This is a genomic window from Allomuricauda ruestringensis DSM 13258 (assembly GCF_000224085.1).
GTDB lineage: Bacteria > Bacteroidota > Bacteroidia > Flavobacteriales > Flavobacteriaceae > Flagellimonas > Flagellimonas ruestringensis.
This window is the reverse complement of the sequence record NC_015945.1, coordinates 556,323-578,707: the sequence shown is the minus strand read 5'-3', so window position 1 is coordinate 578,707 and position 22,385 is coordinate 556,323. Positions and strand designations below refer to the sequence as shown.

Below are 22,385 nucleotides of genomic sequence, written 5' to 3'. Positions count from 1 at the left end.
TCGGATAGCCTATAACAGGGCGTTACAGATTCCTTTGTATTTTTTTGAAGGTTTTTTTTAGGGGCGGGCCAATGTCTTTGGCCCTGTTTGAAAAATTGATGTTCGACGGATATTTTCTTTGGCGGGTCATATTGTTGCATATGATAGCTACGACAAATAGAATAAGCACTCCGGACAGTACGGGAAACAATACATAGAGATAGCCGAGCGACCTGACATGTTGCGTTCCGATTACAGCGATCAGCGCAGTGGCCCCTCCCGGAGGGTGCAGGGTCTTGGTGTACTGCATTGCGATGATGGATAGGGAAACGGCCAATGGAGCGCTGACCCAGATAGGCTCGGGCGTCACTTTGTACACGGTTACCCCTATCAATGCCGATATAAGGTGCCCACCGATCAAATTTCTAGGTTGTGCAAGAGGGCTATGGACTGTTCCATATATCAATACACAGGTAGCGCCGAACGAACCGATCAGGAAAACATTTTCAAGCGGCAATAAGTACAGGCTCTGTACATAACCGATCAAGGCCATTCCAAGAAATGAGCTTACAAAGGACCAAAAGGTTTCCCGGTAATCTACCACAGTCTCCTTGTAAAAAATGTATTTACCGACTCTATAGGTACGTTTTATCTTTTTACGGATCATAAGGTGCCATTGGGCTCCAAAGTTAGGTATCCAAATAGCTAAAATTAAATGCAATCACAGCTGTTTGTTTGTTTGGTCAAATGGAAAAACAATTTAAAGTATTGTAAATCAGCATGAAAGAGCAATAGAACATCCTTTGGAACGTAATCGCATTTTATTGTTGGCACAATTTGATGCAATTATGTTGGCTGGTCAACACGGTATGTGCCGAGAGGATGGTAATCACAGCATGACTATTCTTTCTAAAAGGAAAAACTACATGGCTTGGATACCCTTTTTTGAAAGTGGTCATCGAGGACTCCTAAAAGTTGATTTGAAGAGGTTCACGAAAATCTTGTTACAGATAAAACAAGGAATTGTTTGAATAATTACAAAAAAAACAATTACTTTGTTATGTAATACATAATACAATTTATGAAAGGAATTATAGCAGCAACCTATGCGCCGATGGATCAGAACGGGTTGCTTAACACGGATATTATCGAGGGTTATGGCAGCTTTTTGGTAGCGAACAAGGTATCGGGAGCATTTGTCAACGGGTCTACAGGGGACTTTACGGCCTTGAGTTCAATAGAACGAAAAGAATTGATAGAGGTTTGGTCGCAACAAAGGTCGGAAGGCCTTTTTTTGATTAACCATGTTGGCCATAACAATCTTAAGGAAGCAGTGGAACTTGCCGCCCACAGTGCGGATATGGTGGATGCCACGGCTGCTTTGCCCCCATTTTATTTTCGTCCAAAAACATTGGATGATTTGGTGTTTTATTGCAAACAAATTGCTCAGGCTGCACCCGGTATTCCTTTTTATTATTACCATATTCCTATACTTACTAAGGTCAGTTTGCCCATGTTGGGTTTTATAGAAAAGGCCAAAGAACAGATTCCAAACTTTGCAGGCATTAAGTACACAGAAGATAATCTGTCCGATTTCAAGCAGTGTGTCCACAAGGGTGATGGCTCCTTGGATATGTTCTTTGGAATCGATGAAAAATACATTGATAGTATAAGGGTGGGTGCCCAAGGATGGGTGGGGAGTACATATAATCATTTGGCCCCCCTTTACCATGAAGTCGCAAGACAGGTAGACCAAGATAGATGGGACGCTGCCAGGAAACTTCAAGGCAAGGCGATACATTTTGTCCAGGTATTGGAGGCTTTGGGAGGATATCACGGCGGTGGCAAAAGCTTTATGCGATATTTTGGATTGGATATGGGGCCAAGCCGTTTTCCACACAAGACATTCAATGATAGCTTATTGAGCCAAGCGATCCGATCCTTTGAAAAGGAAGGGCTTTCCGGTTATCTGGCGAAGCCATTTCACGGGGATTCTGTAGTTTAGTTTTTAATTTTTATTATTATGTAATACATAATACAAATAAATATATATATTTGTCCATAACACTTAATTAATCAAACTTTTAAATCTATGAAACTCTCAAAGTATGCAGAACAAAATGCAGCGTCGGGTCTACTGAAGATTCTGGGAATGAATAGGACATTGATTCTTTTCTTTCTTCTAATGCTGCTGAATGTAGCTACGGTAACGGTGTATGCTCAGGCCGCCCAGATTACAGGGGTCATTACCGATGAACAAGGTGTGCCACTTCCGGGTGCGACCGTTTTGGTCAAGGGTACTGCCAATGGTGCGCAATCCGATTTTGATGGAAATTATTCCATTGAAGCTAATATCGGCGATACCTTGATCTTCAGTTATATTGGATTCACGCCCCAAGAAGAGGTCGTGTCCAATCAAACGATTATTAATGTGACCTTGGGCCAAAGCACAGCGGTGTTGGATGAAGTTGTAGTGACAGGCTATGGAAGTCAGTCCCGGTCCACCCTAACCTCCTCGGTATCAAAACTGGACACCAAAGTATTGGAAAGTGCAACCAGATCCAATCCTGCGACGGCATTGCAGGGTACTGTTGCGGGGCTTAGGGTCACCAATACATCTGGTCAACCAGGCTCCACACCACAGGTTGTATTGCGTGGGGGTACCAATTTTAGTGGAAATGATGCACCCTTGATTTTGGTGGATGGAGTGCCCAGTTCTTTTTATGCATTGAATTCCGACGATATTGAATCAATGGAGGTTCTAAAGGATGCCGCTGCAACTGCCATTTATGGGGCTAGGTCAGCCAACGGGGTAATCTTGATCACAACCAAAAAGGGTAAGGCAGGTAGGTCTTCCATCAATTACAAGTACCGATACAGTATCAATAGTGAGCGTAATGACCAGCAATATCTTGGAGCGGCAGATCACATCAATTATAACAGGCAATCCATTGCGTGGTTCAGGGAGGCTACCAATAATCCAGGGGCTTTTGGTGCATTCTTGGATGGTAACCAAAGCGCGGGGACCGGTAACAATGCAACAAATGACCCGTTTACTACGCAGCTTTTAACTGCGGGCAACCAGTATTTGCTGAATCAGCCAGGATGGCAGTCCATTCCGGATATTTTAAATCCCGGTCAACAGATCATATTTTATGACAATAAGGATGTGGGAGATCGTATTTATCAGAACAGTGAATCCAAGGATCATTATCTTTCTTTTGATGGGGGTAATGAAAAAGGCACCTATTATCTTGGTCTTGGTCTATTGGATAACCAAGGACTTATTTTGGGTTCAGGGTTTAAACGATACTCAGGTAAGTTTAGCGGTTCGTACAAGGTTACGAACAATGTTGAGGTAAATTCCAATATTTTGTATTCACATTCCAATTTAAACCTTAGTCCTTTGGGAAGTGAAGATACCGTATTTAGGAGGTTTCAAGGGCAGGCCTCTACTTCAAGGACCTATGATAGCAATCCTGACGGAACATTTTCCGATCAGTATGCGGTGGGCCAAAACCAAGGATTTGGTAATCCACTATATTATCAAGATAAGTTTGTGAGAAAAAACTTGGAGCAGCGTCTTCAGCTTTCGGTAGGTCTGGATTGGGATATCATTAATGACCTGACCTTTTCCTTGAGCGGCAGTCATTTTGCAATCAACAATCATAATGAGAGCTTTAACCGGGCCTTTAGGACAGGAAGTACCGAGGGGCCATTGCGTACGGCAAGGGAAGCATCGGTTGGTTTGGACAGGGTTTTGAGAAATCAAATTACCGGAACTTTGAATTACACAAAAAGATTTGGTCTTCACAATGTAAATGCCTTAATCGGTGCTGAATACTTTAAGGATAACTTTTTTGAGACATCTGCAGGAACACGAAACTCCCCAACGGATTTGATCGAGACGCTCAATGCCGGGGCGGAAGCCAATGGGATACCTTATAGCTTTGAAACAGAATACGTCATCACCTCGACCTTTGGAAGGTTGTTATACGATTACGACAATAGGTATTTGGTCGGTTTTACTTTCAGAAATGACGGTTCTTCAAGATTGGGGAACAATAAATATGGGTTCTTCCCAGGGGTTTCTCTTGGTTGGAATGCGCATAATGAAAACTTTTTCCAAGATTCTGGATTGGACAAGACCATTACCAAGTTCAAACCAAGACTGAGTTACGGGGTAAATGGTAACCAAGATGTATTGAGCAATTACGGGGTCTACGGTTCATATGGTTCCCAAGGGGTGTACAATGGCCAGACCGGATATGCCAATACAAGCTTGGCTACCCTTGATTTGAAATGGGAAAAAGCCACTACTTTCAATATCGGTTTGGATGTTGCCTTGTTTGATAATAGATTATCACTTATCGCGGATGCATATACTAGGGATATCAAGGACAAATTAGCAAGTCTGACATTGCCATACTACACTGGATTTAGTGGAATACTGACCAACAATGGTACCTACCGGAACAGGGGCTTTGAGCTTCAGGTCAATGGTGATATCCTTAGAAAGGAAGACTTCACGTGGAGTATGGGCGCTACTTTTACTAGGAATAGAAATTATGTGGTGGCCCTGCCCGAAAACGACAATGAACTCAATAGGCAGGGGGGGAGTTTGATCTGGAACCCAGAAACCGGCCAGGAAGAGTGGGTCGGTGGATTACAGGAAGGACAACGTTTTGGGGGCGATCTTGTGGTGGCTTTCGAACAAGAGAAAATCTATGCCAATCAGGCAGAAGCCGATGCGGATAATTCCATTACAGATGAGTATGCACCTGCAGCAAGTAGAAACCAAAGATGGGCAGGTGATGTAAAATGGGTCGATCAAAACGGAGATGGGGTCATCAATAATCTGGACAGGAAAGTAATCGGTCGAACGACTCCGGATCTTGTTGGTGGTTTCAATACTAGCCTTACCTATAAAAACTTCAGCTTGTTTGTACAAACTGATTTTGCCACTGGGCATTTGGTTTGGAACCACATTAGGAACAAGGGGTATGCACAGACACAGGGTAATTTGGCGCAGCCTGTTGAGGTCCTTGATTCATGGACCCCAAACAATACGGATACCGAGTGGCCGCGATTTGTATTCGTGAACGGAACCAAGAACGTATGGAGGGGCAACGAGAGTGTTGCCAGCCTGCAGACAGAAGGGAACGAACAGTTTTGGGAAAAAGGTGATTACCTGGCTCTAAGGGAAGTAACGCTTCGCTATAGTTTTCCATCGGAATATTTTAATGATGTTATCAAGAGATTGAGTGTTAATGTCACTGGATCGAACTTGCATTATTTTAAAAGTATGAGCGGTGATACGCCCGAAGTTGGCGGGGTGCAGTATGGAGAATTTCCTGTTCCGAAGACGATTACCATCGGACTTAACGTAACATTTTAAAATTAGAGTGATGAAAAAGTATATCTATATTATAACGGCAATTTTAAGCTTCTATGCCTGTGAAAGCGAATTGGAGCTGGATGCACCAAGTGAACTGACTACAGGAGGATTTTGGGATTCTGAGGAAGGTGCCCGAACGGCCCATACAGGGCTGTTCGCAAGCTTGCGAGCTGAAGCGGGCGACTTATGGCTTCTTGGTGAAATACGTAGTGATGTATGGGGCGGGCGAACCTATGAGTCCCCCTCAAACCTTTCTTTAATTGAATCCAGTTTTACGGCATCCACTGCTCCCTTTGGTGGATGGGCTGGATTTTATACCCAAATACATCGGGTGAACGACTTCTTGGCCAATGTGCCCAACATATCGTTTGTCAATGAAAATGATAAGAAGCATTTGTTGGGACAGGCTTATGGATTAAGGGCATTGTACTATTATACCTTGTTGAAAACTTGGGGCGATGTACCCATTATTTTGGAGCCTTTGACAAATGTCGACCCCAATGGTTTGAGCAGGGAAAGATCTCCACAGAACGAGGTGATGGATCAGATAAAAAAGGACATCGAAGCCTCTTTGTCGGCCTTTGGTTCGGACAGTTCATTCTGGGAAGGCAATAGAAACTTCTGGAGCAAAGCTGCGACCTTAGCACTTAAGGGAGATGTGTATATCTGGTCCGGTAATTTATTGGATGGCGGCAATGCTGACTTTACTGAGGCTAAAAATGCCCTGCAACAGATTGGAACCATGGGTGTAAGCTTGGTATCAACTATCGATGATTTATGGGGGGTGTCCAACGAGGGCAACAGTGAATTTATTTTTGCACTACAGTATCAAAGGGACGAAGCTTCCAATATCTATAATAGTTTTACAGGCCGAACAACGGAAATCAATCCCCAATTCAACGCTTCGGGCGAATCGATGAGTGATTTTATCATTGCTGGGGCCAATAGGTATGGGCAATCCGAAAAAACCATTCTGCTTTTGGACGACAACGCGGACGATAGAAAGGACGCCACTTTTATAAGGTTGTATACCGATGATAATGGCGGTGTTGGATACCCCACCTATAATGAACCGACCTATTTCGGTTCCATATTGAACAAGTTTTTGGGTAGAATGGATGGCACCGAACGCATCTTTGAGAACGACGTTCCCTTGTATAGGTATGCCGATGTGCTATTGCTGTTGGCCGAGGCAAAAAACCATCTGGGCGAAGATCCCTCGAATGAGATCAACCAGATACGTCAAAGGGCTTATGGTACGGATTATGACCCGGGTATCCATGCCTATGTGAATGGTAGCCAGACCGATAATGCCAATGCAATCCTAACCGAACGATATAAAGAATTTATCGCAGAGGGGAAACGTTGGTGGGACCTAAGACGTGCAGGTGATAGTTATGTCATTGAGAACGTTGGTTTTCTTAACCCTGGAGACGAGTATAAGCTATTGTTGCCGATTTCGGATGACATGATCGGCAGGAATCCATTGTTGGACCAAACCCTGGGTTGGTAATAAAGGTGTTGGAACGCAAATTTATTTGAGTTAGTTATTGAGTTTAGTTGTAATTTTATTTAATTCAAGTGCAAGGGGCTGATATGTTCGGCCCCTCTTTTTTTCAGCTCGGTTTCATAAATAAAGCAAACAAGTTCCATGGTGTCAATGCTTATGTCTATTTTGTCCAATACTTTTTGCAAGCATACTAAGAAGTCAACTCAGCCTGTGCCAGGGCAGCTGTCCAAGATTTCGAATAAACGGTAAAGTTTTGGTTTGCCTAATTTTATGCTGTGGTGCCCCCTGAAGATGAATAAATGCTATTTTTTTTCGTATTTAAAGATATGGTCAAAATGAGGTTCGAGATGGCGTCTCATTGCATTCCTGAAAGTTTCGGGAGTACCTACCTTTAAATTGTCCAAAAGCATTCTGTGGGTGACAAAGGTACCTTTTGTATAATGGTATTCATCGAGATCGCGATTTTCGGTATCCCTTAAGTAAACATATTCAAATACGGGTAGCAAAAGACCTTGGAACCGTTGAAGAGTATCGTTCTTTGAAATTTGATAGAGTTTGCCATGGAAGGCCACTTCTTTGTCCAATGTAAATCGAACTTTACCTGTACTGGTAGCTTCTTCTTCCTCGACTATTGCCTCCAGTTCATCAAGTTCCTTGGTTGTTTTGTGCTCAAAAAGAAAGTCGGCCATGCCCATTTCCAATATCAAACGAAGCTCAAAGAGATTTTTTAAGGTTTCAGTACCCAACAGGGTGGGATCCATGATGCGTTCGAAATTATTGATGATGTCGGGCTGTTTTAATATCATGCCCCTATGCTTTTTGGATTCGATAAGTCCTAGGGTCCTTAACCGTAAAAGAGCTTCCCTTACCACTGTTCTGCTGACACCGAGACTTTTGGCGAAATCCAATTCTTTGGGAATGGGGTCACCGGGTCCCAACTCATTTTCTTTAAAAAACTCCAGTAAGCTCAATTCGACCTTATCTACCAGGGAAAGGGTGTCGACCGGCTTTAATTTCTTTAACTGCTTCATATACTAATGAATTGATGTCCTCAGTGCATAATCGGTTATCCTTGGTGGCAAAATAAACATAATTCCTTTCATAGCGTAGTACAAATATATTCAAAATTTATATATATTTGTATTATGTCATACATAACATGAAATATTCAACTATTTATAAAGATGCACTTTTGGGAGATGTTCTTCCTTTTTGGGAGGAAAACTCGCTTGATTTGTTAAACGGGGGCTATTTTACCTGTCTCGATCAAAAAGGCAAGGTTTACGATAATGACAAATTCGTCTGGCTGCAAGGAAGACAGGTATGGCTTTTTTCCATGCTTTATAATAATTTGGAAAGCAGGGAGACGTGGTTGGGCATTGCCCGATCCGGAATAGAGTTCCTGAAAAAAAACGCTAGGGATGAGCAGGGAAATTTTTATTTTTCATTGACTTGTGAAGGTCGACCACTGATACAGCCCTACAATATTTTTTCAGATTGCTTTGCAGCCATGGCTTTTGCCCAATACGCCAAGGCTTCGGGGGACCATGAGGCAGCGGATATTGCCAAGCAGACGTACCGCAACATCTTGGAGAGGCGTAGAGATCCCAAGGGAATCTACGAAAAAAGTACCGGTGTAAGGGCATTAAAGAATTTTACCCTGCCCATGATCCTGTCCAATCTCGTTTTGGAGTTGGAACCCGTACTCCAACCCGATCAGGTGGAAAACACCCTGGATACCTGTATCGATGAAGTGATGGGAGTGTTCTTGAAAAAGGACTCTGGACTCATATATGAAAATGTCAATACCGATGGAACCTTGAATGACTCCTTTGAGGGACGCTTGATCAATCCCGGACATGGCCTGGAGGCGATGTGGTTCATAGCTGATATCGGAGTCCGTAGAGAGAATGTTGCATTGATTCGAAGAGCAAAGGAAACGGTATTGCGTCTTTTGGATTTTGGTTGGGACGACCGATATGGTGGAATTTTTTACTTTATGGATGCCAAGGGATATCCGCCGCAACAGTTGGAGCACGACCAAAAATTGTGGTGGGTGCATTTGGAGGCCTTGGTGGCCCTGGCCAAAGTGTACCAGCTTACCGAATGTCCAAAGATATGGGCATGGTATGAAAAGGTGCACCAATATACATGGACCCATTTCCCGGACCCGGTCCATGGTGAGTGGTTCGGCTATTTAAATAGGCAAGGTCGCCCTAATTTAACATTGAAAGGCGGTAAGTGGAAAGGATGTTTCCATGTTCCACGTGCCCTCTATCAATGCTGGAAAACATTTGAAAAAATAGAAAATAAAAATACAGTTTAATGAATTTGACCAATCGTATTTTCAAACGGATCTTTATGGGGCTCATTGTTGTTGTGGTTCTCTCATGCAGTACCAAACAAAACCATGCCATTGAAATAAAGGCTCAACAACCTGTTTTGCCTGTTTTAACAGGAAAGGATAAGAACCAAGTCCTCGAAATCGAGCTGAACGTACCAAATGCGCCCGAAGATTTGAGCGCGACCGAATTTGGATTTTCTTTGGAGGGGACAACAGATATTGGTGATTTGGCCATGGCTACCTTGTATTATGGTACTAAGGACGACTTCGAAAATGCTTCGGTGGTCGGAAAAACCACGGACTTGGCACCAAGGTTCTCCGTAAAGGGAAACCAATCCTTGTCACAGGGCGCGCAATACTTCTGGTTGTCCGTTAGTTTGAACGAAAACCCCAATTTAACTGGAAAAATCGGTGTAAAATTAACGAATGTGACCCTTTCCGATGGTTCGCAGCTAGGAGTTGATATGGAAGTGGCATCTAGGCCACAACGCCTTGGCATTGCCCTTAGGCAACAAGGTCAAGACGGTATCGATACCTATCGGATTCCTGGAATGGCGACAACGAATAAGGGCACTTTGATAGCCGTGTACGATAACCGTTATAACGACCCAGTAGACCTGCAAGAGGATATCGATGTGGGTATGAGCCGCAGTACCGATGGTGGACAGACATGGGAGCCGATGAAGGTAATCATGGATATGGGTGAGTTTGATGGATTGCCCGAGGATCAAAACGGTATAGGTGATCCAGCTGTGCTGGTGGATCGTAAGACTAACACCATTTGGGTTGCCGCCCTTTGGCTTCATGGGTATCCTGGTGAACGTGCATGGAATGCCTCCGAACCTGGAATGTCCCCTGACAGGACAGGGCAACTCATGCTGGTAAAAAGTGAGGATGATGGCCTGACATGGTCGTCCCCTATTAATATCACAAAGATGACCAAACAACCCGAATGGCAGTTGTTCTTTAATGGTCCTGGCGCAGGGATTACCATGGAAAACGGCACCTTGGTATTTCCCGCCCAATATAAGAATGCTGAAAGGGTACCACATTCAACGGTCATTTACAGTGGGGATAATGGTAAATCCTGGCAAGTGGGGACCGGTGCCAAATCGGAGACCACGGAGGCACAGGTGGTGGAAGTCTCCCGAGGGGTTCTTATGCTCAATATGCGTGACGATCGAAACAGGGCCAACCGAAAAGACAGTCTGAACGGCAGGTCAGTGGCAACAAGCCGCGATATGGGAAAAACATGGGTTGAACATCCGACTTCCCGTAAAGCTTTGATCGAACCCAATTGTATGGCAAGTATTATTGCCTATAAGCATCCTGAACGGGGAAAAATACTGTTTTTTTCAAATCCTGACTCAAAGACCCATCGTAACCATATTGCGGTCAAGACAAGTTTTGATTTGGGGATGTCCTGGCCTGAGGAGCACCAAATCGAACTCTATGTCGATGATACCTATGGGTATTCCTGTCTTTCGATGATTGATGAAAATCACTTAGGGATTCTCTATGAAGGGACAAAGGAACTATATTTCCAAAAGATTCCATTGAGTGATTTGATCGGTTCTTAAAACGTAATGATGAAATTACCTTTATTACCTCCGACTCATTTTATGGCAAAGTTTCTGAGCTGGATTTGGGTGGTTTGCCTTTGCTTTATTTCAATCATCCATGTGCATGGCCAATCGTCCAAAATCGATGGTAAACACCAATATCCCATTATACCCACCCCAAAGCAAGTGGAGTATGGTGATAGAGGTCTTACGTTTGATGGATTCTACATGGACTCCGACGCTTTTCCCCATGAAGCCCTCATGCTTCGTAAATTTTTAGAGGGCAATGGGATTCCGAATAATACCCAAGGGCTCGCCATTAACCTACAAAGGAATGATACCATCGGGCCCAATGATGAGGCATATATCCTTAAGATAGATAGTGTTGTAACAATTTCCGCAAATTCGAAAGCGGGGGCTTATTATGCTATCGCAAGTTTAAAGCAACTCTTTCGAAAAGTGGACAACAATGGACATTTACCTTCTGTCGACATTAAGGATTGGCCTTCGTTCAAGGTTCGGGGCTTCATGCACGATACGGGGCGAAACTTTCAATCCGTAGATCAATTGAAGGAACAGATTGAGGTACTTGCCAATTACAAATACAATATTTTCCACTGGCATTTAACAGATAACCCGGGATGGCGGTTGGAAAGCCGAAAATATCCACAATTACAATCGGATGAGGCGTTTTCAAGAGATATTGCCCAATATTATACTCAGGAGGATTTTAAGGAAATATTGGCCTTTTGCAAAGCGCGAAACATTACCGTTATCCCCGAATTGGACATACCTGGTCATACGGAAGCGTTCCGCCGGGCCTTTGGCTTCAGTAAAATGAACAAACCCCAAGTATTGTCCATTCTATTGGATTTATTTGATGAACTCATGGCGCTGGCCGATGCCAATGAGATGCCGTACATACACATGGGCACAGATGAGGTGAGAAATAAAGCGGAAGAAGTTCCCACCGAATTTATCGAAACCCTTGCCAGCCATATCCAAGAAAACAATCGAAAAGTCATAACTTGGAAGGAGGGTATCGAGTTGGGCAGGGACATTGTCACTATTCAACAATTGTGGGCACAGCATCCACCAACAAAAGGGAGGCAGTTTATTGATTCCAGGGCCAATTATATCAATCATCTCGATCCATTGGCGGGAATGGTACGATTATTTTTTCAACAGCCATGCCGTCAAGTCAGGGGCGATAATTTTGCATTGGGAGGGATATTGTGTGCGTGGCCGGATAACAATGTGTCCAACGAACGCGATATTTTACGTCAAAACCCTATATATACTTCCATGGTGTTTTATGCGGATGCCATTTGGAACGGTAGGCCTGGGTACGACAAACAGCATTGGACCGTGTTGCCCAAAGCTGGTACACCGGCTTATATTGCCTTCCAACAATTCGAGGAAAAGGTAATCAAGCATCGGGATTTGTTCTTTGCAAAGAAAGAATTTCCCTATGTTTCCCATTCTGGGATCCCATGGCAAATTATAGGCCCTTTTGATCATGGAGGCGATTTCTCCATTTCTTTTCCGGTGGAAACGGAAATTAAGAACAGATACAGGGTTGACGGTAAGGTGTTTAAATGGGAAGGGCCATATTTTGGTGGAACCCTACATTTGAAGCATTTTTTTGGATTTCCATCGATTGCCGAAGCAAAACGTGGGACCTTTTATGCGACCTCCCAAATATATTCCCCCGACCATCGTGTTCAGGATTTTTGGATCGGTTTTCATGGTTGGTCAAGATCGGGAGGACGCCGAGGAGGTCCTTTCCCACAGCAGGGTGAATGGCACCATACCCAACCGAGAATATGGGTGAACGGAAGCCCAATTGCTCCCCCACAATGGAAACAGCCGGGCTTGGCTACCCAATCGGAAGAAATTCCTTTTCTTGATGAAGATTACTTTTATCGTGAACCGACAAAAATCCCATTAAAAAAGGGGTGGAATAGCATAGTATTAAAGATACCCTTTGGCAAGCCTTCTTGGAAATGGATGTTTAGCTGTATACCGATACGGGAAACCGTCGAGGGAATCCGAGAGGCCGAAGGGTTAAAATATAGATTGGCAATTAAAACGGAGCATTATGACAATTAAACGGTTTATTATAGTTGTTGCCCTAATTAGTATCTCTGGCCTGTGTAAGGGACAGAATCAACAAAAACTTGTTCTGGAAAAACTGCCCAGCCTGTTAGGTACGGAACTCGATACTTCAACCGGTTTTGCCGGAATGATGGGGGGCAAGCAAGATGGGGTTTTGATTGCGGCGGGTGGGGCCAATTTCCCCGATGGCTTTCCGTGGGAAGGTGGAAAAAAAGTCTGGAGCGACGCCATTTATTATCTCAACGGGGAGCAGTGGAAACTTGCATCACAAACATTGCCTCGGCCTTTGGCTTATGGATCATCCGTTGGTCTGAACGAGGGTATCCTTTTGATAGGAGGGGAGAATGCCCAAGGGAGCACCGATCAGGTACTTCTGTTGAGTTTTGACCCTAGGGGGGAATCCTTTACCTTGACAGACTATCCAAAGCTTCCCGAACCCTTGGCTCATTCATCTGCAGTAGTGGAAAACGGTTTTGTTTATGTTATTGGTGGAAAGAACGCCCTAAGGAGCACCAATTCTTTTTATCGGCTGTCCCTGGCCACAAAATCCTGGGAAAAATTACCGGATTTTCCAGGAGAACCAAGGGCCCTGCATATGGCGGCGGTACAGGACACCCAACATTCCAGAAAATTATTTGTCATAGGGGGGCGGAATCAAAAGGAAGGACAAAAATCCACACCATTGACCACATTTTTGGCCTATGATCTTAATACGGGAGAGTGGCAAGAGCTCGGGGACTTGCGGATCGATGATGCCCCCAAGGTTTTGATGGGCGCTTATGGGAGGCCGATGGGGTCGATGCATGTTATGGTTTATGGTGGCTCCGATGAAGTGTTTTTCAATACATTGGAAGAAATTGCATTACGGATGCAATCAGAGCAGAACGATTCCATTTTAAATGCCTTAAGATTGGAACGGGACGAAATTTTAAAGAATCATCCCGGGTTTTCGAATGGGGTACTATCCTACAATACCATTACCGGCAAGTGGTTTGTATACGAATCACTTGATCGACCTTTGCCCGTTACCGCTCTATCCTTTGCTGATGGCCAAGATGTAATCATGGTCTCAGGGGAGGCATCCCCTGGTATCCGCACTACGAGGGTGCAGAAAATTACGGAAGGGGAGACGGTACAGGCATTCGGCACCATAAACTATATCGTACTGTTCGGTTATCTTATGCTTTCCTTGCTTATTGGGGTGTATTTCTCTTACAAACAAAAGTCCACGAACGATTACTTTGTCGGGGGGGGACGGATTCCTTGGTGGGCCAGTGGTCTCAGTGTTTTTGGGACATTGCTGAGTGCCATTACCTTTATGGCCATTCCGGCAAAGGCATTTGTCACCGATTGGTCCTTTTTTATGTTGAACATGGCTGCCATAGCCATTACACCTTTGATTTCCCTGGTATTCATTCCTTTTTTCAATCGTTTAAGGATTACCACGGCTTACGAATTTTTGGAGGACCGCTTTGATTACACGGCAAGGGCCTTTGGTAGCCTGTCCTTTATCCTATTTCAATTGGGGCGTATCGGTATTGTACTTTTATTGCCCTCATTGGCCATATCTATAGTTACGGGGATTCCTGTTGAAACCAGCATTCTAATGATGAGTTTGTTGTGTATTGCCTATACCGCCTTCGGGGGAATCGAGGCCGTGATTTGGACGGACGTTCTGCAGGTCATTATCCTGCTCGGTGGAAGTGTTCTGGCCGTTATATGGATTATGTTGCATACAGAAAGTTCCTTTGGGGACATGATTAGCTACGCATCAGCACAACAAAAATTCAATATAGCCAATATGGATTTTGATTTTACCAAAGCCACATTTTGGGTGGTGACACTCGGTGGGCTCGCTTCGGCCATGGTAACCCAGGGAACCGACCAGACCATTGTTCAGCGATACCTGACCAGCACGGATGTGAAGAATTCCAAAAAAACGCTGTATACCAACGCCATATTGACTTTGCCTGCAAGTGTTATTTTCTTTGGTCTTGGAACTTTGCTGTTCATTTTTTACTCTGAATTTCCAGAACGCTTGTCCCCTACCATTTCAAATAATGACTCCATTTTTCCAATGTACATTGTGAAAGAATTGCCCGTAGGGGTATCGGGCCTTTTGGTGGCCGGTATTTTTTCTGCGGCCATGAGTAGCATTAGTAGCAGCCTGAATTCCGTTTCCACTGCCTTTTGCAATGATTTCTACAAACGGTTCAAAAGGGACGTGGCCGATAAGCGCTTATTGCGTATCGCTAGAATGGTTACTGTCATTACGGGACTGATCGGGATGTTACTGGCTCTTTGGATGGCCAATTCCAACATAAAATCCCTTTGGGATGAGTTTTACAGGTATCTTGGGTTGTTTACTGGAGGTCTGGGAGGAATGTTCCTGTTAGGGATGCTAACAAAAAGGGCCAATGCAAAGGGAACATTGTTGGGCCTTTTTGTCAGTGCAGTTTTGATATGGTATATCAGTGTGTTTACAGATATCAGTTTTTTAATGTATGCGTTCTTCGGGCTGGTTTCCTGTTTCGTTTTCGGATACCTGTTCAGCCTATTTTTTAAACCCAAGGGCAATGATTGATCAATTGTGCAGTATTGCCCATGAAAGGGGGCTATCGCTGGAAGTTCAAAATCGTTCAAATTGGATGGGTTAAGGAAAGGTTGGGCAGGTACGCAACAAAAATCGACCAATATATGGCTGGGGACAACCCAAAAATGCAGTCTCTAAAAAAAATGCATCTTTATAGGAATAAAACAAAAAACGTTAATGTTGAAATCACTCGGCTATATTATGTTGTTTTTGGTCTTGGGCGAAGCCCTAAGGCATCTTTTCCATATTCCGATTGCAGGAAATATTTTAGGAATGATATTTATTTTCCTTGCTCTGAGAATGAAGGTCATTAGCTTGGATTCGGTTAAACCGGCCGCGGATAAACTCTTGAACTATATGGTGCTCTTTTTTGTGCCTTATGGAGTTGGCTTAATGGCCCATTTCGATGTGGTAAAGGAACATTGGGGTGCCTTGGCCCTAGTGGTGACCTTCGGTACCTCCCTGACACTGATCATAAGCGGACATATCCAACAAAGACTTGAGAAATGAAGGAATATTTTCTGACATTGCCCTTGGTTTGGGTCTTTCTAACGTTGGCGGTTTATTTTTTTGCCCAAAAAGTTCACCGGAAATTGAAGTGGGCCTTGGCCACTCCGATCTTTATTACGGTTTTGGTTTTGATATTGCTTTTGCTGGCTTTGGACATCAATTTTGAAACCTACGATAAAGGCGGGCAGTACATCAGCTTTTTTTTGGGACCTTCCGTGGTTGCCCTAGGGGTATTGTTCCATGAAAAATATGACGAAATCAAAAGCAATTTGATACCATTTTTCACCGCAGTGACCATTGGGGGTGTCTCCAGTATATTTATAGTCTTGTTGAGCTTGATTTGGTTGGAATCCCCCGGTTTCATTGTCAGGTCATTGGCCGCTAAATCGGTGACCACGCCCATAGCCATTGAAATTACCAAATTGGTTTCGGGAATACCGGCAATTACGGCCGCTGTGGTGATAGCCGTGGGCATTTTTGGAAATGCCTTTGGGATACATATTCTAAGGATATTTGGTATTAAAAGTGAAACGGCCATAGGAACTGCACTAGGCACGGCTTCCCATGGCATTGGTACGGCCCGGGCCCTGGACATTGGCAGGAGTGCCGCTGCTTACGGCGGTCTTGCCATTTGTATAAACGGTGTGGCCACAGCAATTTTAACCCCATTGATATTGGATTGGTTCAGTTTTTTATGATATGCTTGCCCACACTTAAAAAATAAACAGTTTGAAGCCAAAAGACAAACAATACATGACAATAAAAAGTATCATACTATACATGCTTCTGCCCATAGTAATGTTGGGCTGCAAAACAGTTGCTCCGCCCGAACCTGTGGGACCGACCCCCTCGGAAAGGCAAATGGCCTGGCACAAAATGGAATATTATGCCTTCGTGCATTTCAATATGAACACCTTTACCAATATGGAATGGGGAACAGGGGCCGAATCGACAAATCAGTTCAACCCCTCCAATTTGGATGTCCGCCAATGGGCAAAGGTGGCCCGTGAAGCCGGCATGAAAGGTATTGTTCTTACGGCCAAGCACCACGATGGTTTTTGCCTATGGCCAACCAAGACTACCGAGCATTCGGTCAAAAATTCACCTTGGAAAAATGGTCAGGGAGACGTGGTCAAGGAATTAAGCGAAGCCTGCAATGACTATGGACTGAAACTCGGCCTATACCTTTCACCCTGGGATCGGAACAATGAATATTATGGTCAACCCGAGTATGTGAAAATCTTCCATGAACAGCTCCGGGAACTTTTGACCAATTATGGAGAATTGTTCGAGATTTGGTTTGACGGGGCCAATGGAGGGTCTGGCTATTATGGGGGTGCCAACGAGTCCAGAAAAATCGATAGTAAGACCTACTACGATTGGGAAAGGACCACCGCCATGATTCGAAAGTTGCAGCCCAATGCCGTAATCTTTGGAGATAATGGGCCCGATGTACGTTGGGTGGGCAATGAAGAAGGTTGGGCCAATGCGACGAATTGGAATATTATGCGAAAAGACGAGATCTATCCCGGTTGGCCACGTTACGTAGAGCTGCGTTCGGGCCATGAAGACGGCACCCATTGGCTGCCAGCCGAAGCCGATGTTTCCATCCGGCCGGGGTGGTATTATCATGCCGCTGAAGACCATCAGGTGAAAACGCTGCCCCATCTTCTGGATATTTACTATAATGCTATTGGTAGAAATGCCGCCTTGCTATTGAACCTTCCGGTGGATACTCGTGGATTGGTACATGAAAAGGATGTGGAACAGTTGATGGCTCTCAAAGAACAAATCGACAAAGATTTTGCCCATGAACTGTCGGGCGGTCAAAATATAGAGGTTTCGAACACGCGAGGGGATTATCCCGACTATTCGGCCAAAAATATGCTGGATGGCAACAATGATACCTATTGGGCTACCGATGACGGTGTTACAAAGGCCACTATCACAGTTTCGTTCGAGGAACCCACCGAGGTAAACCGGATAGTTCTGCAAGAATTTATTCCCTTGGGACAACGGATCAAAAAATTTACCGTGAGCGCAAGAGTTGATGGAAAATGGAAAATACTCGATGAACAGACAACGGTAGGCCATAAGCGCATTCTTCGCTGGGAAACCGTTTTGGCAGATAAGGTAAAAATCGACATTTTGGAATCCAAAGGCCCCATTCTGCTGTCAAACCTTGCACTGTACCGAGCACCCAAGCTGGTGGTGGAGCCCATCATTTCAAGGAACCGTAGAGGTCTTGTTTCCCTTTTGGTGCCAGACAGATCGGTCGATGTATTCTATACGTTGGATAGTTCTGAGCCTTCCATGGACTCACAAAAATATCTTGCACCTTTTTTGGTGGAAAAACCCACTACCGTCAAGGCCATCGCAATAAATCCTGAAAATGGACAGGTTAGCGGTATGGTGGTCAAATATTTTGACCTAGCCAAAAATGATTGGAAGCTTGTTTTTCCGATCAGTGAAGAAAAAGATGTGATAAAATTGATGGACGATAATCCCGAAACCTTTTGGGCGACCAATCAAAAAGAGGTTATAATCGATTTGGGACGTACCCATGAGCTGAATGGTTTTACCTACTGGCCCAACCAAGAACGCTATCCGTTCGGAATCATTACCCATTATGAATTTCTGGTGAGTGAAGATAATAGAAATTGGCAGCCTGTGGCAGCGGGGGAGTTCGGTAATATTGTCAACAGTAGGATTGAACAAAAAGTTATGTTCCACGCAACAAAGGGCAGGTACATCAAATTGCGTGCCTTGGGAGTGGATGGTACAGATCCACGGGCATCTTTTGCCGAAATAGGGGTTTTGACCCAAGATCCGCACCAAGAGTAGCAGATAGACGACGGAACAGAAAGGAGCTAAGCATAGCGTACTGGTATAGCTGGATGGGACGGGCAATGAGAACCACTAAAAACGGAAAGTTTGAGCCACTTTTACTCAAATGTAAATGAATGTGGGTCAATGACTTATTTGTAATTTAACTATGCTCATTTTTTTCCGTTTTGGGTGGTATACTATGCCCGATTTTTGCAAAATGATTACATGAAATAAAAAAATCACTCAGTATTTTACGTATCATCTGCAGCTTAAATTTATTTGAAAAAACATGGGATGAGCTTATGCACGACGGGAAAAAGGAACAAGAAAACTGAAGTTATCACCAAACGGCTGACCTCATCTTCAAGGGAGCTGAATTAATGGACAACAAGGATTATGAGCATTATTATTATGCAGGTATACTTTATGCCAGAGTCAATAATAGAAATTGCATCTTTCAAATCTCTAGAAAAAGCTATTGATGCAGGTATGTATGATTTGGCAGGGTGGGAAAGAAACAGTCGATTAAAAATACTGCATGAAGACCCAAAATGGCAAGAATTGAAATCTAAAATTCAGTTTCTAATGGACAAGGTTATGAAAAAGAATTAAAAATCATTAAAATTTAGTAAACGTTGTTAAACCCTTAATTCTTGATATTTTTTTGATATTCTTGAAAGCATATTAAAACTAACATATCAAGAAACTATGTCACTATTACTGCCTGCCAACGTATCTGCTTATATTGAAAAATTAAATTTTAACACAAATAACATCTACTACCAACTTTCCCCCGAGGATCTCCACCACATTACCATTGAAAAGGGGATGGGCAAAGAGGCTTCTTCCGGGGCCTTGGCCGTGAACACTGGGGAATTTACAGGAAGATCGCCCATGGACCGCTTTATCGTAAAGGATGACATGACCAAGGACAAGGTGTGGTGGGGGAATATCAATATCCCTTTCGAGAGTGATAAGTTCGATGCACTTTATGACAAGGTCATTGCCTATCTCAACAAAAAGGAATTGTATGTTAGGGACTCGTATGCCTGTGCCGACCCGGATTATAAACTGAATATTAGGATAATCAACGAATACCCATGGTCCAATATGTTCGCCCACAATATGTTCCTTCGTCCTACGGAAGAGGAGCTGGAGGAATTTGACCCGGAATGGACCGTGGTGAACGCGCCCGGCTTTATGGCGGACCCCAAAGTGGACGGTACACGACAGCATAATTTCGCCATCCTTAACTTTAGTAGAAAGATCGCCCTTATCGGGGGAACGGGCTATACGGGGGAGATCAAAAAGGGAATATTTTCGGCACTCAACTTTATTTTGCCCGTTTACAGGAACACACTGCCCATGCACTGCTCGGCCAACGTTGGGGAATCGGGCGATACCGCTATTTTCTTTGGCCTATCGGGAACGGGAAAGACCACCCTGTCCACCGACCCGAACCGAAGACTGATCGGTGACGATGAGCACGGTTGGACGCCCGACAATACCGTGTTCAATTTTGAAGGGGGGTGTTATGCCAAGGTGATCGACCTTTCCAAGAACAAGGAACCGGAGATCTACGGAGCCATCAAAAAGGGGGCGATTTTGGAGAATGTGGTCATGGACGACAACAGAATCGTGGACTTTTCGGACACCTCCATAACCCAGAACACCAGGGTGAGCTATCCCATCCACCATATCGAGAACATCCAGCAGCCATCAATAGGGAAAAACGTAAAGAATATTTTCTTCCTCACCGCAGACGCCTTTGGGGTGCTGCCCCCTATCTCCAAACTGACCCCGGCACAGGCGGCCTACCACTTTATCTCGGGCTACACGGCCAAGGTGGCCGGCACGGAAGCGGGCGTGGTGGAGCCACAGCCATCGTTCTCAGCTTGCTTTGGCGCACCCTTTATGCCCTTGCACCCGGCCAAATATGCCGAGATGCTGAGCAAAAAGATGAAGGAGTCGGGCGTGGACGTTTGGTTGGTGAACACCGGATGGACCGGCGGGCCCTACGGTGTAGGCACTAGGATGAAGCTGAAATACACACGGGCGATGATCAGTGCCGCGCTGAGCGGCGAACTTGGACTCTACAATTATGAGAAGTACCATATCCACTCCGTATTTGGGGTGGCGCAGCCAAGGGAGTGCCCAGGGGTGCCCACTAAGGTACTCAGCCCAAGGGCCACTTGGAACGATGACGAGGCCTATTACAGAACGGCCTTTAAGCTCACCAATGCCTTTAGGGAGAACTTTAAAAAGTTTGAGGAGCATGCCAGCGAGGAAATCCGAAGAGGGGGACCCCAGCGATATGCTTTTTAAGCTTCAGACCTATCTACAAAAAGTACTGATATACTGATCGGTAAAAACGTAAGATTTGTTGTAATCCACAAGAAATCTTCCCGTACTGAATTGGCAATCAAAACTGAGTACATCCCCTTCTTTAATCTGGTTGAAATCCAAATCAGGTGCCATTGTGGGATTACAGTTAATGGGTTTGGAGAAGTCGTCCAGAAGGTTTTTGGCAATGGAGTTGGTTTCACTTTTTAACTCATTCAAAAGTTCGGTGGAAAGAGCTTCCTTTTCCAGTATTTCTTGGGGTACAAATTCAATATCCCGCCCTATTGCTTTACCTGAACGTTGTATCTGTTCACCATCGATATTGAACTCAGTTTTGAAAAAGGTATGTACATAGGCTATTTTGACATAGTTGGGGTCATTCTCAAAATTTGAGTTCATATAAAATGTTCTCAACTTTGGATTGTTGCCCTTGGTCAAAAAAGAGTCTATGGGCACCTCTCTTTTATCGTACCAAATCTCATGCTTTTGATATTCGTACCCCTCAAAGGATTCACCTTGGTCATCTCGTTCATCCATACATCGGGCGTACATGACCACTTCTTTGGCAACATAGTGAAAACCATTTCTTTCCCTGAAGAAAGGAATTTTGTATTCTTCCTTGAGTCTCCATTTACCCTGATATTTATAACAGGGATAATAACAATCTTCGGGTAATTCCTTAAGTCGAACATAAGGCTTTACATAGTTGTTTTCAAAGCCCCACCGCAACATTTCGTACCGAGTCTGTTCAGTTAACTTACCAGTATGGTTGATTACTTGATGAGGTCTTGTTAGAAAATATGCGGTTGTTAAGGCAAACCCTAACAGAATCACCCCTATTGTCCATAGATACTTTTTATTGCCAGTAGGGGTTTCTTTTGGGCTGTTTTTTAATTTGTTTACTTTTCCTCGAAGTTCATTTACATCCAAAAGCCGTTGGACATTTCGCAACGCTCTGGTCAGCTCACCTTCAGAGGCAGTATTGTTGATTAATCTGGAGAACTGTGAATCACTATAAAATAAATCCCTTGCAATCTTGGAGTTGCTCGTAGATTCGAATTTATTGGTACTTGGGTCATATTTGCCGTAATGACGTTCAAGCTTTGAGATAAATTCTTCATGGATTTTATTTACCTCATCTTCTTTATGCATGTAAGTTGGTTAAAAATTGATAAAAATTGATAAAAATTATTAAAGTG

Annotated in this window: 15 protein-coding genes; 12 read left to right on the top strand and 3 right to left on the bottom strand. The window is 44.1% G+C overall.

Features of this window, described 5'->3' with window-relative positions; all coding sequences use genetic code 11:
- Window positions 1-22 precede the first annotated feature (22 nt).
- A complete protein-coding gene (locus MURRU_RS02750) occupies window positions 23-646 on the bottom strand; it encodes an HPP family protein (protein ID WP_049789084.1) in 624 nt (207 codons plus the stop codon).
- A gap of 414 nt (window positions 647-1,060) precedes the next feature.
- Here MURRU_RS02750 and MURRU_RS02740 point away from each other — a divergent pair, with 414 nt between their 5' ends.
- The 3 genes from MURRU_RS02740 (at window position 1,061) to MURRU_RS02730 (ending at window position 6,890) form a co-directional block, all read left to right on the top strand.
- Window positions 1,061-1,984: a dihydrodipicolinate synthase family protein gene (locus tag MURRU_RS02740; protein ID WP_014031887.1), complete on the top strand. Its 924-nt coding sequence runs from the start codon at window positions 1,061-1,063 to the stop codon at window positions 1,982-1,984.
- Between the two features lie 87 nt (window positions 1,985-2,071).
- On the top strand, window positions 2,072-5,377 hold the full coding sequence (locus tag MURRU_RS02735) for a SusC/RagA family TonB-linked outer membrane protein (RefSeq protein ID WP_014031886.1): 3,306 nt from the start codon (window positions 2,072-2,074) through the stop codon (window positions 5,375-5,377).
- A 10-nt stretch (window positions 5,378-5,387) separates the two neighbouring features.
- Window positions 5,388-6,890, top strand: a complete 1,503-nt coding sequence (locus MURRU_RS02730) for a RagB/SusD family nutrient uptake outer membrane protein (protein WP_014031885.1) — start codon at window positions 5,388-5,390, stop codon at window positions 6,888-6,890.
- A gap of 299 nt (window positions 6,891-7,189) precedes the next feature.
- On the opposite strand, the gene MURRU_RS02725 is transcribed toward MURRU_RS02730, so the two are convergent.
- Complete coding sequence (locus MURRU_RS02725; RefSeq protein ID WP_014031884.1) at window positions 7,190-7,918, bottom strand: FadR/GntR family transcriptional regulator; 729 nt, start codon at window positions 7,916-7,918, stop codon at window positions 7,190-7,192.
- Window positions 7,919-8,046: 128 nt separating this feature from the next.
- On the opposite strand from MURRU_RS02725, the gene MURRU_RS02720 reads away from it, so the two are divergent.
- From MURRU_RS02720 to pckA, 9 genes are all read left to right on the top strand, one after another.
- Window positions 8,047-9,213, top strand: coding sequence for a n-acyl-d-glucosamine 2-epimerase (locus MURRU_RS02720; RefSeq protein ID WP_014031883.1), 1,167 nt, complete (start codon window positions 8,047-8,049; stop codon window positions 9,211-9,213).
- Window positions 9,213-10,811, top strand: a complete 1,599-nt coding sequence (locus tag MURRU_RS02715; RefSeq protein ID WP_014031882.1) for a sialidase family protein — start codon at window positions 9,213-9,215, stop codon at window positions 10,809-10,811. The genes MURRU_RS02720 and MURRU_RS02715 overlap by 1 nt, the downstream gene beginning before the upstream one ends.
- A 42-nt stretch (window positions 10,812-10,853) precedes the next feature.
- The gene (locus tag MURRU_RS02710) at window positions 10,854-12,905 is read left to right on the top strand and encodes a family 20 glycosylhydrolase (RefSeq protein ID WP_041801255.1); all 2,052 of its coding nucleotides are present in this window, start codon (window positions 10,854-10,856) and stop codon (window positions 12,903-12,905) included.
- Window positions 12,895-15,495, top strand: coding sequence for a sodium:solute symporter family protein (locus MURRU_RS02705; protein ID WP_014031880.1), 2,601 nt, complete (start codon window positions 12,895-12,897; stop codon window positions 15,493-15,495). The genes MURRU_RS02710 and MURRU_RS02705 overlap by 11 nt, the downstream gene beginning before the upstream one ends.
- Window positions 15,496-15,681: 186 nt before the next feature.
- Window positions 15,682-16,014 carry a CidA/LrgA family protein gene (locus MURRU_RS02700; protein ID WP_014031879.1) on the top strand — a complete coding sequence of 111 codons (333 nt, stop codon included), beginning with the start codon at window positions 15,682-15,684 and terminating at the stop codon, window positions 16,012-16,014.
- Complete coding sequence (locus MURRU_RS02695) at window positions 16,011-16,712, top strand: LrgB family protein (RefSeq protein WP_014031878.1); 702 nt, start codon at window positions 16,011-16,013, stop codon at window positions 16,710-16,712. Before MURRU_RS02700 ends, MURRU_RS02695 begins: the two co-directional genes overlap by 4 nt.
- A 55-nt stretch (window positions 16,713-16,767) precedes the next feature.
- Window positions 16,768-18,858: an alpha-L-fucosidase gene (locus MURRU_RS02690; protein WP_041801745.1), complete on the top strand. Its 2,091-nt coding sequence runs from the start codon at window positions 16,768-16,770 to the stop codon at window positions 18,856-18,858.
- Window positions 18,859-19,239: 381 nt separating this feature from the next.
- A complete protein-coding gene (locus tag MURRU_RS02685) occupies window positions 19,240-19,455 on the top strand; it encodes a hypothetical protein (RefSeq protein ID WP_014031876.1) in 216 nt (71 codons plus the stop codon).
- Between the two features lie 96 nt (window positions 19,456-19,551).
- On the top strand, window positions 19,552-21,168 hold the full coding sequence (gene pckA, locus MURRU_RS02680; protein ID WP_014031875.1) for a phosphoenolpyruvate carboxykinase (ATP): 1,617 nt from the start codon (window positions 19,552-19,554) through the stop codon (window positions 21,166-21,168).
- 9 nt (window positions 21,169-21,177) lie between these two features.
- Here the strand turns inward: pckA and MURRU_RS02675 are convergent, their stop codons facing one another.
- Window positions 21,178-22,338 carry a hypothetical protein gene (locus MURRU_RS02675; RefSeq protein ID WP_014031874.1) on the bottom strand — a complete coding sequence of 387 codons (1,161 nt, stop codon included), beginning with the start codon at window positions 22,336-22,338 and terminating at the stop codon, window positions 21,178-21,180.
- Window positions 22,339-22,385 lie beyond the last annotated feature (47 nt).

Bases quoted from the DNA above. Each gene is read 5' to 3' on its own strand.
- MURRU_RS02750 (WP_049789084.1), bottom strand. From the start codon at position 646: ATGATCCGTAAAAAGATAAAACGTACCTATAGAGTCGGTAAATACATT.
- MURRU_RS02740 (WP_014031887.1), top strand. From the start codon at position 1,061: ATGAAAGGAATTATAGCAGCAACCTATGCGCCGATGGATCAGAACGGG.
- MURRU_RS02735 (WP_014031886.1), top strand. From the start codon at position 2,072: ATGAAACTCTCAAAGTATGCAGAACAAAATGCAGCGTCGGGTCTACTG.
- MURRU_RS02730 (WP_014031885.1), top strand. From the start codon at position 5,388: ATGAAAAAGTATATCTATATTATAACGGCAATTTTAAGCTTCTATGCC.
- MURRU_RS02725 (WP_014031884.1), bottom strand. From the start codon at position 7,918: ATGAAGCAGTTAAAGAAATTAAAGCCGGTCGACACCCTTTCCCTGGTA.
- MURRU_RS02720 (WP_014031883.1), top strand. From the start codon at position 8,047: ATGAAATATTCAACTATTTATAAAGATGCACTTTTGGGAGATGTTCTT.
- MURRU_RS02715 (WP_014031882.1), top strand. From the start codon at position 9,213: ATGAATTTGACCAATCGTATTTTCAAACGGATCTTTATGGGGCTCATT.
- MURRU_RS02710 (WP_041801255.1), top strand. From the start codon at position 10,854: ATGGCAAAGTTTCTGAGCTGGATTTGGGTGGTTTGCCTTTGCTTTATT.
- MURRU_RS02705 (WP_014031880.1), top strand. From the start codon at position 12,895: ATGACAATTAAACGGTTTATTATAGTTGTTGCCCTAATTAGTATCTCT.
- MURRU_RS02700 (WP_014031879.1), top strand. From the start codon at position 15,682: ATGTTGAAATCACTCGGCTATATTATGTTGTTTTTGGTCTTGGGCGAA.
- MURRU_RS02695 (WP_014031878.1), top strand. From the start codon at position 16,011: ATGAAGGAATATTTTCTGACATTGCCCTTGGTTTGGGTCTTTCTAACG.
- MURRU_RS02690 (WP_041801745.1), top strand. From the start codon at position 16,768: ATGACAATAAAAAGTATCATACTATACATGCTTCTGCCCATAGTAATG.
- MURRU_RS02685 (WP_014031876.1), top strand. From the start codon at position 19,240: ATGAGCATTATTATTATGCAGGTATACTTTATGCCAGAGTCAATAATA.
- pckA (WP_014031875.1), top strand. From the start codon at position 19,552: ATGTCACTATTACTGCCTGCCAACGTATCTGCTTATATTGAAAAATTA.
- MURRU_RS02675 (WP_014031874.1), bottom strand. From the start codon at position 22,338: ATGCATAAAGAAGATGAGGTAAATAAAATCCATGAAGAATTTATCTCA.